This is a genomic window from Bradyrhizobium algeriense, assembly GCF_036924595.1.
GTDB classification, from domain to species: domain Bacteria; phylum Pseudomonadota; class Alphaproteobacteria; order Rhizobiales; family Xanthobacteraceae; genus Bradyrhizobium; species Bradyrhizobium algeriense.
Genome location: NZ_JAZHRV010000001.1, coordinates 470,848 through 483,782, shown reverse-complemented (window position 1 = coordinate 483,782; position 12,935 = coordinate 470,848). Strand labels below are relative to the sequence as shown.

The window sequence follows — 12,935 nt, the reverse complement described above, 5'->3', positions numbered from 1 at the left end:
GGGTGACGACACGCACAAGCCTGTCGTTGCGGAGACGCGTTGTAGCGTGACGCCGTCCCATCGACCGAAATATTTCAACCACAAAATAATTTTGGCGTCAATTGAACCGCGCGCCGGCGCATGCTGCGCACGACTGGATCGGTTTGCCGAAAGGACAGGCAGATAGCGCCTTACCTTTTGCATAAGCGAATTCAGCTCTCGCGGCCGCACGCGCTGCGGCAAACTTTTTCCGCGGGAACGCGAATCTGGCGTATTGACCTGCGGCCGAGAAATACTTTAGGCTTTAAACAATTGACAGGGAGTGAGCGCCGTGCAGACGCACGTCGCCTTGATAGTTGCGTTGATAAAGGCTCTTCAATCGTGGCTGAGATCATTGACCTCGGGATGGCCAGTGCTGCGGGCGGGTTCGCATTCGCCGCGGTCGGTCCCGTCGTTTCAGGATCCACTTCAGGTCTTGGCCGTCTGAATCTTGGCCGTCTGGGCGGCAACGAAATCGCGGACGAGGCCAGCGAAAGCCTCCGGCATCTGATCGGGAAGCGGCACCATGCCTCCTGAAAGCTCGCGCAAGATGCTGCCTTCGATAGCTCCAGCGACCTTCGGAGCCACCGGATGAACGTGCGGATCGCCCGTCGGAGCAATGACCAGCGTGGGACAGTGGATCTGCCCCAGACGGTCTTCCATCCGATAGCGATTCACCACCCGGTGCCCTTCCGCCGCCATCTCGCCGGCCCGCAGGGCGTCGACCACGAAGCGCTGCAGCAGATCGATATCATCAGCGGGGTAGAACGGTTGCCGGCGCGCCCAGAGCTCAGTGAGATGGGCGCCGTCGGTACGTGCTTCCACATCATCGATGACGCGCGTGCCGTGGTGTTTGGCCCGGCGCGCCGCATCGACGAAAGGACACGCCGAGAGCACCAAGGCGCTGACGCGCGCTGGCACAGAGGCAGCCATTTCGATCGCGATCACCGCGCCGGTATGATGGCCGACGATCGCGGCGCGCGGTTCTTCCAGCGCATCGAGCAGCGCGAACGCGCCCTCGGCCCACAGCTCAATCGACGGGTCGCCGGCGGGCGAAGCGGAATCCCCGAAGCCGAGCGTGTCCATCGCGATCGCGCGGAAATCGCGGCCGAGCAGCGGCAGCACATCGCGATACTCGTCCCACGAGCGCGGCGTCTGATGCAGCAGGAGAACAGGAAAACCGGTTCCCGCCATGGCGACGTGAATGCGACCGAGAGGCGTCGTGACGAAGCGGCGCTCGACATTGGAACCGGTTCTGGTGACGCTCATTTCACAACTCCCATGCCGACGCGGGGATCATGCCTGCGCCGGGCTTCGACGACAATCACGGCATCGATCGTGCTGGTCCGACCTCGATCCATGCTGACATCTCGCTCAGGTCGCGGCTGATTTCAACCAAGGGGAATGCAATGCGCAAGATGTTGAGTTTGACTGCACTCATCGGCGGCCTCGTCGCGGCCTCGACCGCACAGGCCGACATCACGATCGGATTCGTGACGTCGCTCAGTGGACCCGGCGCCTCGATCGGAATCCCGTATGGGCGCGGCATCCAGGCGGCCATGGAATACAAGAGCGAGGTCAACGGCGAGAAGATCAAGCTGATCCAGCTCGACGACGGCTCCGATCCCTCTGCCGCCACCCGCAACGCGCGCAAGCTCATTGAGGAAGAAAAGGTCGATCTCCTGATCGGCACCGCAACGGCACCTTCGACCATCGCGATGATGGCGGTCGCGACCGAACTGAAGGTGCCGATGATCGCCGTCTCCCCGGTGATCGGACAGCCCAACCCGGCCGACCAGTGGGGCATCTCCGTTCCGCAGCCCGCCTCGCTGCTGGTCAAGGTCGTCGCCGATCGCATGAAGCGCGATGCCATGAAGAATATCGGCTATATCGGCTTCTCCGATGCCTGGGGCGATCTCGTCTACAACGGCGCCAAGGCTGTCGAAGCCGAGGACGGCATCAAGGTGCTGACCAATGAGCGCTACGCGCGCGTCGATACGTCAGTCACGGGCCAGATCCTTAAAGTTCTCGCGGTGCGTCCGGATGCCGTGCTGATCGGCGGATCGGGTACGCAGGGCGCGCTGCCGCTGCTCGCGCTCGGCGAGCGTGGCTTCAAGGGCAAGACCTACGGCACGGTTGCGCTGGTCAATCCCGATTTCGTGCGCGTCGGCGGCAAATCCGCGGAAGGCATTCAGGTCTCCGCCGGCCCGGTCATCGTGGCCGAGCAGCTTCCCGACAGCCATTTCGCCAAGAAGCTCGCGCTCGACTTCCGCGCCGCCTTCCTGAAGGCCAACAACGTCCCGACCACGGACGGTTTCTCGGCCTATTCCTTCGACGGCTGGATGATCTTCACGACCGCCGCCGCTCGTGCGCTGAAGACCGCCAAACCCGGCACCGTCGAATTCCGCAAGGCCATGCGCGACGAGATCCTCAACACCAAGGAGCTCTCGGGCGTGCACGCGGTCTACAACTTCAAGGCCGGCGCCTACCACGGCGTGGACGAGCGCGCGCTGGTGATCGTCCGCCTGGTCAACGGCGCCTGGACCTACCAGCCCTGAGCGAAGCCTAAGGCGTAACACGGAAGGACGGCCGACAGCATGACGGCAGACATCGCAGCGATCCTTGCGATCGACGGAATAGCCACCGGGGCGGTCTACGCCCTGGTGGCGATCGGAACCGTGCTGATCTTCACCGTGACGCGGGTGATCTTCATTCCGTTCGGCGACATCGCGGCCTTCACGGCGTTGACGCTGGCGGCGCTCGATGCCAGGCAGCTTCCCGGAACGGTCGGGCTAGTTGTCGTGCTGGCGTGCATGGCCTGCGTGATGGAGGTCGTCTCGCTGGCGCGCGCCGGCGAGTTTCGCGCGGTGCCGAAGGCCGTCCTCGGCTATCTCGTGCTGCCCTTGATTGTCGTCGGGATCGTCTGGCTGACGATGCGTTTCAATCCGCCAATGCCGGTCCGGATCGTGCTGGCGCTGCTCTTGATCATGCCAATCTCGCCGCTGCTGGACCGGATCGTGTTCCGCCCGATCGCGGACGCCTCGGTTCTGCTGCTGCTGACGGTCTCGGTCGCGCTTCACTTCGCGCTGGTCGGACTTGGCTTGCTGTTCTTCGGCCCCGAAGGCGTCAGAACCGAGCCGTTGACGTCGATGGCGATCGAGATCGCCGGCGTTCACGTTTCCGGACAGACGGTACTGATCCTCACCGCAGCGCTGGTGTTCAGCGGCCTGCTATTTCTGTTCTTCGACTTCACGCTGATCGGCAAGGCGCTGCGCGCGACCGCCCTGAATCGTACCGGCGCCCGGCTGATGGGAATCCGGCCCGCGCGCGCCGGGACCATCGCCTACCTCCTGGGATCACTGATGGCCGGCGTCTCCGGCATCCTGATCGCGCCGGTGAACACCATCTTCTACGACTCCGGATTCCTGCTCGGCCTGAAAGCCTTTGTCGGCGCCATCGTCGGCGGCATGGCCAGCTATCCAGGCGCTGCGCTCGGCGCGTTCGGCGTCGGCATTATCGAGAGCTTCGCTTCGTTCCAGAGCAGCACCTTGAAGGACGTCATCGTCTTCTCGCTGCTGATCCCCGTCCTGCTCTGGCGCTCGCTCGCCTCGCAGCATTCCGAAGAGGAAGTCGAGGAATGACACTGCAGCAGACCCGTCTCATCTTGGCCGCGGCGATCGCCTGTCTCGTGGCGGCGCCCTTCGTGCTCAATCCGTTCAGCATCACCTTGCTGAACTACATCGGCATCTACTCGCTTGCCGCCATCGGGCTTGCGCTGTTGACCGGGGTCGGCGGCATCGTGTCGTTCGGCCAGGCAGCCTTCGTCGGCGTCGCCGCCTACTCAACCGCCTGGGTCACGGCGGTGAACGGCTATTCGCCATGGCTGGGACTGGTGCTGGCCGTCGTCCTGACCTGCAGCATCGCCGCAATCCTGGGCTTCGTGACGCTGCGCCTGGGCGGCCACTTCCTGTCGCTAAGTACGGTTGCCTGGGGACTGGCGATTGCGTTCCTGTTCGGCAACATCGATGGCCTCGGTCAACATAACGGCATCTCGGGCGTTCCGCCGATTTCGATCGGTCCGCTCGCCTTGGTCGAGAGCCGGCAGATCTATTTCCTGATCTGGGCGATCGTCGTGGCGGTCCTTTTCGTCTGCTACAACCTTCTCGACTCCCGCATCGGGCGGGCGATGCGCGCGCTCCGTGGCGGCAATACGCTGGTCGAAAGCCTCGGGATCAGCGCATTCCAGATCAAGCTGGTGACGTTCGTGATCGCCGCATTCCTCGGCGCGCTGTCCGGATGGCTCTATGCCCATCTCGGCCGTTTCGTCAGCCCCGGACCGTTCGAGGCCGGCATGGGCATCGAGTATCTGATGATGGCGATGGTCGGCGGTGCCGGCAGCATTCTGGGCGGCGTGGTTGGTGCGGCGATCGTCACGCTGTTGAAGAACACCGTGCAGGACTATTTGCCGCTGATCGCAAAGGGCGCCTCCGGCCAGCTCGAGATCGTGGCGTTCTCGGCGCTGTTCATTCTGTTCCTCCAACGCGCCCGGCAGGGCATCGTCCCGTTCCTCGCAGGTTTTCTGCCGGACCTGAAACAGTCCCGTCCGCAAGCGGCGACGCCATTGCCGCGCCGCGAGCAACCGGCGCCGGGTACGCTTCTTCTCAAGGTCAGCGGCGCGCAGCGGCGATTTGGCGGCCTCGTCGCCGTCAACAATGTCAGCTTCGACGTGAAGTCCGGCGAAATTCTAGGCCTGATCGGGCCGAACGGCGCCGGCAAGACCACGATGTTCAACCTGCTCACGGGAGCGCTGCGCGCCAACAGCGGCGAGATCGCGTTCGCGGGCCGCTCGATCACCCGCGACCAACAGTTTCACATCGCCCGCGCCGGAATCTCCCGCACCTTCCAGCACGTCAAGTTGCGCCCGCGCATGACGCTGCTCGACAACGTGCTGCTCGGCACCTATTCGCGCACCAGGACCGGCCTGTTCGCTGGCGCCCTGCGCCTGAACCAGGCCGAAGAAGCCAGTGCCCGCTACGAAGCGCTGCGGCAGCTCGAACGGGTCGGGCTCGGCGACAAGCCGTTCGAACTCGCCGGCAATCTGCCGCTCGGCAATCAGCGCGTGCTCGAGATCGCCCGCGCGCTCGCCGCCGATCCGACGCTGCTCGTGCTCGACGAGCCGGCGGCCGGCCTGCGTCGTCAGGAAAAGCTCAAGCTTGCCGAACTGCTGCGGTCGCTGCGCGCGGACCACCTGACGATCCTCCTGGTCGAGCACGACATGGAGTTCGTGATGTCGCTGGTTGATCGCATCGTCGTACTCGATTTCGGCTCAAAGCTCTGCGAGGGCGAACCGGCAGCGATCCGCAGCGACGCCCGCGTCCAGGAAGCCTATCTCGGAGGTGTCGCGTGACACAGATGCTTTCGATTGAGGATGTGTCGGTCGGCTACGGCAAGGTGGAAGCCGTACGCAATGTCTCGCTGTCGGTCGAAGAAGGACAGATCGTGACCGTGATCGGCCCGAACGGCGCCGGCAAGACTACCCTTCTGATGGCCGCCATCGGTCTGCTGAAGTCCACGGGACGGATGGTGTTCCAAGGCACCGATCTGGCGCGGATCGATGTCGAGGGCCGCGTCGAGCGCGGCCTTTGCCTTGTGCCCGAGAAGCGCGAACTGTTCGCCGACATGTCAGTCGCCGACAACCTGTTGCTCGGCACCTACAGCCTGCGCGACCGCTCGACGACACGCAAAAGCCTGGACGACGTGTTCGACCGTTTCCCCCGGCTGAAAGAGCGCAGCAAGCAGGCCGCCGGCACGCTGTCGGGCGGCGAGCGGCAGATGCTGGCGCTCGGCCGGGCGCTGATGGCGAAGCCGAAACTCCTGGTGCTCGACGAACCCAGTCTCGGCCTCGCGCCGCTCATCGTCCGCGAAATCTTCCGCACCATCGCCTCGCTGCGAAGCCTCGGCGTCTCGGTCCTGCTTGTCGAGCAGAACGCCCGCGCCGCGCTGGAGACCGCGGATTACGGCTATGTGCTGGAAACCGGCGAAATCATCCAGTCCGGGCCGGCGGACACGTTGATCCACGACCCGAAACTGATCGCGGCCTATCTCGGCGGCCACTAGCGGGACCAAAACTACGAAAACAACCCCATGCAAAGTAGAGATGGGGCCTCGCATCGTCCGAACACACCAGAATTAGTAGCAAAAATAGCGCGCGTTACGCGACAGGTTCGCGCGCAAGGCCCATCGCGCGTAGCGCCGAGGCAAAGGCGGCGAGGCGCCGCTCGCGATAGACAGCCAGATCGACACCTTCATAGTTCATAAAACCCTGCCCGGTCTTCATACCGATGCGTCCCTCGCGCATGTTGGTCGCGATGATGTCAGGCGCGGCGTAACGGCTGTCGCCGAGCGCTTCGACCAGATAGCGGCTGGCGTGATGCAGGATATCGCCGCCGCCCCAGTCGATGAACTCAAGCAGGCCGAGCACCGCAAAACGGAATCCGAAGCCATAGATCACGGCCTTGTCGATGTCCTCCGCCGAGGCGACGCCCTCCTCCACCATGCGGGCGGCCTCGTTCATCGCCAGCGACTGGATTCTCGGAACGATGAAGCCCGGCCGCGCCGCGCAGACGACCGGCACCTTGCCGATGCCTTCGAGCAACGTCTTCATCCGCACTGTCACTTCCGGCGCGGTCAGCCGGCCGGGAGATAGTTCGATCAACGGCACCAGATAGGCCGGATTGAGCCAATGCGCATTGAGGAAGCGGCCGGGATGTTCGATCGAGCCTGCAAGATCGTCGACCAGTATCGTCGACGTGGTCGAAGCGATGATCGGGCCCTCGCCCGCCAGCCGCGAGGCTTCGGCCAGCGCCGCCTGCTTCAAGCCGAGGATCTCCGGCATCCCCTCGAAGATGACGTCGCAGCGCGGGAGCGCCGCAGCCGCCTCCTGCCGGGACACGACTGTGATCCGGTCGGCAATCGTGGGCACAAGCTCTGCCGGGAGCAGATCGATGCGCGAGAGGGTCTCAAGCGTCGAACGGATTTCCGCCCTCGCCTCGGTTGCCAACGCCTCAAATGTCGCCGCTTCCCGTTCCTTGAAATCGACGACGACAACCTGATGGCCGGCGAAAGCGAACACGACCGCGATCCCGCGACCCATTCGGCCGGCGCCGAGGCATCCGATCACCGGTTTCATCGAAAACCCTCCACCAGAAGATTTTGCAATGCGGCCCTGTCGAGATCGCCGAGGCCGAGCGAAGACAAGCTCCGGCCCGTCACCGCGAAATCCTGTCCCGTGATCGCGGAGCCGATCGCCAGGAATGCCTTGACCAGCGGCGTTTGCACGCCTGCGAGGCCCGCCACCGATGCGAGGAACGACAGGCCAAGACGCAAATCTTCCAGCATGTAGCGGTGCTCGACGAGAACGAGGCGCTCGGACCAATCGCCGGAATCCGTAAGCTGGTCGTGCGCGTCGCGCGCGTACATCCAGGGTTCACCATCCTTCGAATAGTGATCCGCAAGGGGAAAGTGCGGCCCTCCGTAACCAAGCGCCTCGCGGATGGCGATGCGTTCGGCATCGAGCGCATCCGTCACGCGGCGAATCGCCGGCTGAGTTCCTTCCTTGTGGATATCCCACTTGTCGAAATGCTCGATCGGGCCGGCATTCATGGTGATCAGCGGTGGATGGATGATCGGACCGGCATTCATCAGCGCGCCCGACAGCGCATCGCCGCATGGCTCGATGGCGTTTGGAAACGCGCGCTCGATCACGCCGAGCGCGTGCGGCGCGAGGCGCAACGGAAATACGCCGGTCGGCAATCGCGCACCCCTGCCCGAGATGCGCACCGCATAAGGACCCTGCTTGCGCGCCAGCCACGGCAGGGTCCCAGTCTCTGCGGTCGCGATCTCGGCGCGGTTGCCCGCGTCCCGCGCGGCGCGGGCGAAGATGTAGGAGCCGAACGTTCCCGGAGGCAGGAACACCACCTGGCCGTCGCGCAGATGGGGTGCGGCGAGATCAGCGATCGCGGCCTGCGCGAAGGCCGGCGCCGGACACAGGACAAGGTCGGCCGCTTCGATCGCTTCCGCGATCGAAGACGTGATCATGGCCAGCCTGATATCACGTCGCCCCGCCCGATCGATGACCGTTATCGTGCCGCCCTGCGCGCGATGCGCCTCGACATCTCCAGGATTTCGCCGCCACAGCCGGACGTCGTGACCAGCCAAGGCGAAGTCGCCGGCGGCCGCGAACGAACCGTTGCCCCCACCCAACACTGCAATCTTCAAGGTGTCCTCCGCTTCAGATCCCGCTACGCAGGTTTCGCCCTAACGTTCTTTTCCTGCCAGGCCGCCCAGTTCGGACGATCGATCTGGAACAGGTCGGTGGAGCGCGCATACCAGCCGCTGCCGTGCATGCGGGCGATCAGGCGCAGCGCCTGGGTATCGATGTGACAGCGCTCCTTGTCCAAAATGACAGTGTCATCGACATGGGCGCGGACCACGCGGCCGATGACGGCGGTCTGCCGCGGCCCCGTCACCAGCGACGTGAGCACCCGGCATTCGAACGACACCGGCGATTCCGCGATACACGGTGGACGCACCGACTGCGAGGCAGCCGGCGTCAACCCAGCCAGCGTTAGTTCGTCGATCTCGGGCGGTGCATCGATGCAGGTGATGTTCATGGCCTCGGCGTTGGCTTCGCCAACGAGGTTCACGACGAATTCCCCGGTATCGAGAATATTGGCCGCGGTGTCCTTGAAGCGTTCCGAGCCGGCCAGAAGCCCGATCGCGACGGTCGGCGGCTCATGCCCCATCACGTTGAAGAAGCTGAACGGCGCGGCATTGATCACGCCGCTCGCGGAGAGCGTGGTGATCCAGGCGATCGGCCGCGGCGTCACCGTGGCCGTCAGGATCTTGTAGCGGTTCTGCGCTTCCAGCGTCTCCATGTCGAAGATCATGCCGGCCTCTCAGATCGCCACCACTGGATGGCGCAGCCGGCCAATGCCCGTCACTTCCGCTTCCACCACGTCGCCCGGCCACAGCCATTCCTGCGGAGAGCGCCCGGCGCCGACGCCCTCGGGCGTGCCCGTTGCGATGATGTCTCCCGGCTCCAGCGTGATCGCCGCGGAAATATCCGCAATCAGAAGCGGCACCTTGAACAGCATGTGGCGCGTGTTGGAGCGCTGCTTCTCGACGCCGTTCACCGTCAGCCAGAGATCGAGCGCGTGCGGATCGGTGATTTCGTCTGCGGTAACGATGCACGGCCCGAACGGCGCGTAGGTATCCTGTCCCTTGGAGTAGATCCATTGGCCGGCGCGGCGATTGTCGCGGGCGCTGACGTCGATCATCACGCTGTAGCCGAACACGAAGCCGAGCGCTTCCGCCTCCGACACCCGCCGTGCGGTCCGTCCCATCACGACAGCAAGCTCGACTTCCCAGTCGAGTTGCTGCGTGATCGCCTTGTTGTGATGGATGGCCTCGTCAGGCCCGATCACGCTGGTCGGCGGCTTCGAGAAGATGATGGGCTGCTTGGGCAGATCCTTTGCCGTGTCGAGCGCGCGGGACGACTCCGCGACGTGCTCGACATAATTGAGACCAATACCAAAAATGTTCTTGCGGGGACGCGGGATCGGCGCCAGCAGCCTGACATTCGCCAGCGGCAAAGCGGCGCCTACCGGCCAGTTGTCCTTGCCCTCGTTCAATATCTTCTTGAGCGCTGCCAGCGCGGGCGGCCCAAGATCGATAAAGTCGAGCATCGATGACGGAAGGGAAGCCCCGGCATGCTGGCCAACCTTCTCAACGTCGACGACCAGATCGCCGACGACGGCGCCAAGACGGGCGGCAGCCTCAACTGTGCTGCGATAGGTAACGAGGCGCACTGTTTCTCTCCTCCTGTAGCGTTTTCAAGCGAAGTGGATACCGGTTCGCGTGAAGAAAACGCGTCAAAACAAGAATCTAGAGCTTCGGTTCTGTTTCAATCAGAACCGAAGCTCTAGGATACGAGGGGCTGCCGGCCGCCATTGTCGCCAAAGGCTTCCTCGCGGTAGAGCCCGAGCGCGTGCATGACCGGCAGGTCGTTGAAGGTGAAGAGGCAGGCGTCCTCGCTGGCGGAGGCATTCACATGTTCATGCCAGGCCCATGACGGAACACAGAAGATGTCGCGCTCCTTCCAGTCGAAGCGCTTGCCGTCGATGATCGAGTGACCGCGTCCCTTGGCGACCTGATAGATGAAGCTGCCGGTGTGACGATGCGCGCGCGTGCTCTCGCCCGGCCGCAGCATCTGCATCGACGCGCCGATCGTCTGCATCACCGGACCGCCGGTCACCGGGTTCACATAGTTCATGAGCACGCCGTCATACGGCGAACCGTCGGTGGCCTTGCCGTAGCGCTGCAGCGCCTCGTAGGTCGGACCCCACTCATATTTCAACAGCGGCGAATATCCCTTGGACCATTCGGCCCCCGCCGGACGCAGGCCGGGATTGCCCCAGGTATGCGTCATGTCGTTGACGGGATAGCCGACGCTCTGCTGCAGATCGGGATGGACCACGTAAAAGTTGGCTTCGAGCGTATTGACCAGCGGGATGTCGAGACCGTCCTGCCAGATGCAGGGCGTGCCGTCGCTGGAGACGCCGTGTTCATGCCAGGTGCCGTTCGGCGTCAGCACGAAGTCGTTGGCGCCGAGCGTCATCTTGTGGCCGTCGACGATGGTATAGGCGCCCTCGCCTTCCATGATGAAGCGAAGGGCGGACGCCGAATGGGCGTGGGCGGACGCGACCTCGCCCGGATGCATGACCTGCAGGCCGGAATAGAGCCAGCCGACCGCGGCGGCGTGCTCACGCCGGCCGGGATTGTTCAGGTAGATGACGCGCCGCCCGGCCTTTTCGGGCGACACCAGTTCGACGGAGCGCAACACGTGCGCGCGGAGGTCCTCGTAGCGCCACAAGACCGGAACGGAAGACGATTTGGGCTGCCAGGGCTCGATCTTGTTCGCGACCGTCCAGAGCGCGCCCGCTTCCAGCTTTTCGAGCTGGTCATAGTAGGCGAGCAATTCAGGCGTATCCTCGACATTGGCCCGTCCGGCCACGTCTTCCCGGTGGTTTTCACGAGCTTTCGTTGCCATGTCGCCCTCCTGTATTGGCGCCTTGTCCGGCGTCGCGTTATCAGTCCATCTGATCAGGTATCATCGCGATCGCCTGGATTTCGACCTTGGCGCGATCCTCGATCAGCCCCGATACCTGCAGCGCCGTCATGGCCGGAAAGTTCCGGCCTATCACGTCACGATAGACCATGCCGATTTCCTTCAGGCGCGCCGAATATTCCTTACGATCGAGCAGGAACCAGGTCATCGACACGATATGCTCGGGCCCCGCGCCGCCGGCACGCACCACCGCATCGACGTTCTTCAGGGTCTGGCCGATCTGAGCCACCAGATCGTCGGACTCGAACTTGCATTGTTCGTTCCAGCCGATCTGGCCTGCGACGAAGATCATCTTGCCGCGGGCGGCGATGCCGTTCGCATAACCGCTCGGCTTGGCCCAACCGGGCGGCTGCAAGAACTCGAACATTTCTTAACTCCCGTAGCAGGACGCGACTGGACGCCCGCAGCTAGGCTTTCAGGACGTCGCGTCCGATAATGAGTTTCTGGACTTCGGTCGCGCCTTCATAGATGCGCAACGCGCGTATCTCGCGATAGAGCTGCTCGACCATCTCGCCGGAGCGCACGCCGCGGCCGCCGAACATCTGCACGGCGCGGTCGATCACTTCTTGCGCGGTTTCGGTCGCGACCATCTTCGCTATCGCCGCTTCGCGCGTCGTGGAAGCTTTCTGCACGTCGCGCCGCCAGGCCGCCCGATAGGTGAGAAGCGCACTGGCGTCGACACCCGCCGCCATGTCGCCGAGCGCTGCCTGCGTCAATTGCTGGTCGCCCAGCACGCCGCCGAACATCCGCCGGCTCCGCGCATGCGCTGTCGCCTCATCGAGCGCGCGGCGGGCAAAGCCAAGTGCTGCGGCTGCGACCGACGCGCGGAAGATATCGAGGGTACGCATCGCGATCTTGAAACCTTCGCCCGGCGAGCCCAACAGCCGCGCCGCCGGAATCCGGCACGAATCGAAACGCAGCGTCGCCAGCGGGTGCGGCGCCATCACGTCGATGCGGTCGGCAATCGAGAACCCGGGATCATCCGGCAGCACCACAAAAGCCGAAATGCCCCGCGCGCCCGGCGCCTCGCCGGTTCGCGCAAACAGCGTATAGACATCGGCGATGCCGCCGTTGGAAATCCAGGTCTTCTCGCCATCCAGGATATAGTGGTCGCCCTCGCGCCGCGCGCTGCAGGCCATGGCGGCAACGTCGGAACCGGCTTCCTTCTCCGACAGGGCAAAGGCCGCGACCCAGTCGCCGCGCCGCGCCTTCGGCAGCACCATTGCGCGCAATTCGGGCGAGCCGGCAATTGCCACCGCCCCGGTGCCAAGTCCCTGCATCGCAAAGGCGAAATCGGCGAGCCCGCTGTGCCAGGCCAGCGTCTCGCGGGCCAGACAGATCAGCCGGGAATCGATCACCGCATCGGGCCGATCGTCCGCGACCGACGCCTCCAGCAATCCTGCAGCGCCAAGGCTACGAACCAGCGAACGGCAAGTCCCGTCGACGTCGCCGCCGTGCGTATCGCCAAGACCGGCTGCAAATGCATCGAGCACTGCCGCATATTCGCCGTGACGGGAATCGAAGAACGGCCACGCGAGATGTTCGCGAGACGGCCCGCGCAACTGCGAAACCGGGGTCATGTCAGTCTCCCGCAAAGGCCGCTTTTAGCGTACGCCACCAAGCGCGACGCGTGCCAATAATGTTTCATGGCTAAAATATCCTGTCAAGCGAGCCGATCTGGCGCCAGAGCCGGCCGGCTGTGCACAAAGCCTGCGAAATAGGCTGCAAA

The 12,935-nt window shown here is 64.1% G+C and carries 12 protein-coding genes; 4 read left to right on the top strand and 8 right to left on the bottom strand.

Annotated elements, in window-relative coordinates:
• Positions 1-447 precede the first annotated feature (447 nt).
• Positions 448-1,287, bottom strand: coding sequence for an alpha/beta fold hydrolase (locus V1286_RS02380; RefSeq protein ID WP_334477323.1), 840 nt, complete (start codon positions 1,285-1,287; stop codon positions 448-450).
• Between the two features lie 140 nt (positions 1,288-1,427).
• On the opposite strand from V1286_RS02380, the gene V1286_RS02375 reads away from it, so the two are divergent.
• From V1286_RS02375 to V1286_RS02360, 4 genes are read left to right on the top strand one after another with little or no spacing between them, the layout of a single operon-like run.
• A complete protein-coding gene (locus V1286_RS02375; RefSeq protein ID WP_334489501.1) occupies positions 1,428-2,576 on the top strand; it encodes an ABC transporter substrate-binding protein in 1,149 nt (382 codons plus the stop codon).
• A gap of 39 nt (positions 2,577-2,615) precedes the next feature.
• A complete protein-coding gene (locus V1286_RS02370; protein WP_334477321.1) occupies positions 2,616-3,659 on the top strand; it encodes a branched-chain amino acid ABC transporter permease in 1,044 nt (347 codons plus the stop codon).
• On the top strand, positions 3,656-5,425 hold the full coding sequence (locus V1286_RS02365; protein WP_334477320.1) for a branched-chain amino acid ABC transporter ATP-binding protein/permease: 1,770 nt from the start codon (positions 3,656-3,658) through the stop codon (positions 5,423-5,425). The genes V1286_RS02370 and V1286_RS02365 overlap by 4 nt, the downstream gene beginning before the upstream one ends.
• Positions 5,422-6,135, top strand: coding sequence for an ABC transporter ATP-binding protein (locus V1286_RS02360; protein WP_334477319.1), 714 nt, complete (start codon positions 5,422-5,424; stop codon positions 6,133-6,135). Before V1286_RS02365 ends, V1286_RS02360 begins: the two co-directional genes overlap by 4 nt.
• Positions 6,136-6,229: 94 nt before the next feature.
• Here V1286_RS02360 and V1286_RS02355 read toward each other — a convergent pair whose 3' ends face one another.
• The 7 genes from V1286_RS02355 to V1286_RS02325 form a co-directional block, all read right to left on the bottom strand.
• Positions 6,230-7,207: a 3-hydroxybutyryl-CoA dehydrogenase gene (locus V1286_RS02355; RefSeq protein WP_334477318.1), complete on the bottom strand. Its 978-nt coding sequence runs from the start codon at positions 7,205-7,207 to the stop codon at positions 6,230-6,232.
• Positions 7,204-8,295, bottom strand: a complete 1,092-nt coding sequence (locus V1286_RS02350; RefSeq protein ID WP_334477317.1) for an NAD/NADP-dependent octopine/nopaline dehydrogenase family protein — start codon at positions 8,293-8,295, stop codon at positions 7,204-7,206. Before V1286_RS02350 ends, V1286_RS02355 begins: the two co-directional genes overlap by 4 nt.
• Positions 8,296-8,318: 23 nt before the next feature.
• Positions 8,319-8,966, bottom strand: a complete 648-nt coding sequence (locus tag V1286_RS02345; protein ID WP_334477316.1) for a flavin reductase family protein — start codon at positions 8,964-8,966, stop codon at positions 8,319-8,321.
• 9 nt (positions 8,967-8,975) lie between these two features.
• Positions 8,976-9,887, bottom strand: coding sequence for a fumarylacetoacetate hydrolase family protein (locus V1286_RS02340; RefSeq protein ID WP_334477315.1), 912 nt, complete (start codon positions 9,885-9,887; stop codon positions 8,976-8,978).
• Between the two features lie 113 nt (positions 9,888-10,000).
• Entirely contained in the window at positions 10,001-11,128 is a 1,128-nt protein-coding gene (locus V1286_RS02335) for a cupin domain-containing protein (RefSeq protein WP_334477314.1), read from the bottom strand.
• A 40-nt stretch (positions 11,129-11,168) separates the two neighbouring features.
• A complete protein-coding gene (locus V1286_RS02330; protein WP_334477312.1) occupies positions 11,169-11,573 on the bottom strand; it encodes a RidA family protein in 405 nt (134 codons plus the stop codon).
• A gap of 40 nt (positions 11,574-11,613) precedes the next feature.
• Positions 11,614-12,786 (bottom strand): acyl-CoA dehydrogenase family protein, encoded by a 1,173-nt coding sequence (locus V1286_RS02325; RefSeq protein ID WP_334477311.1) that lies wholly within the window; start codon positions 12,784-12,786, stop codon positions 11,614-11,616.
• Between the last annotated feature and the right edge of the window lie 149 nt (positions 12,787-12,935).

Bases quoted from the DNA above. Each gene is read 5' to 3' on its own strand.
- V1286_RS02345 (WP_334477316.1), bottom strand. From the start codon at position 8,966: ATGATCTTCGACATGGAGACGCTGGAAGCGCAGAACCGCTACAAGATC.
- V1286_RS02325 (WP_334477311.1), bottom strand. From the start codon at position 12,786: ATGACCCCGGTTTCGCAGTTGCGCGGGCCGTCTCGCGAACATCTCGCG.
- V1286_RS02380 (WP_334477323.1), bottom strand. From the start codon at position 1,287: ATGAGCGTCACCAGAACCGGTTCCAATGTCGAGCGCCGCTTCGTCACG.
- V1286_RS02370 (WP_334477321.1), top strand. From the start codon at position 2,616: ATGACGGCAGACATCGCAGCGATCCTTGCGATCGACGGAATAGCCACC.
- V1286_RS02375 (WP_334489501.1), top strand. From the start codon at position 1,428: ATGCGCAAGATGTTGAGTTTGACTGCACTCATCGGCGGCCTCGTCGCG.
- V1286_RS02335 (WP_334477314.1), bottom strand. From the start codon at position 11,128: ATGGCAACGAAAGCTCGTGAAAACCACCGGGAAGACGTGGCCGGACGG.
- V1286_RS02330 (WP_334477312.1), bottom strand. From the start codon at position 11,573: ATGTTCGAGTTCTTGCAGCCGCCCGGTTGGGCCAAGCCGAGCGGTTAT.
- V1286_RS02365 (WP_334477320.1), top strand. From the start codon at position 3,656: ATGACACTGCAGCAGACCCGTCTCATCTTGGCCGCGGCGATCGCCTGT.
- V1286_RS02355 (WP_334477318.1), bottom strand. From the start codon at position 7,207: ATGAAACCGGTGATCGGATGCCTCGGCGCCGGCCGAATGGGTCGCGGG.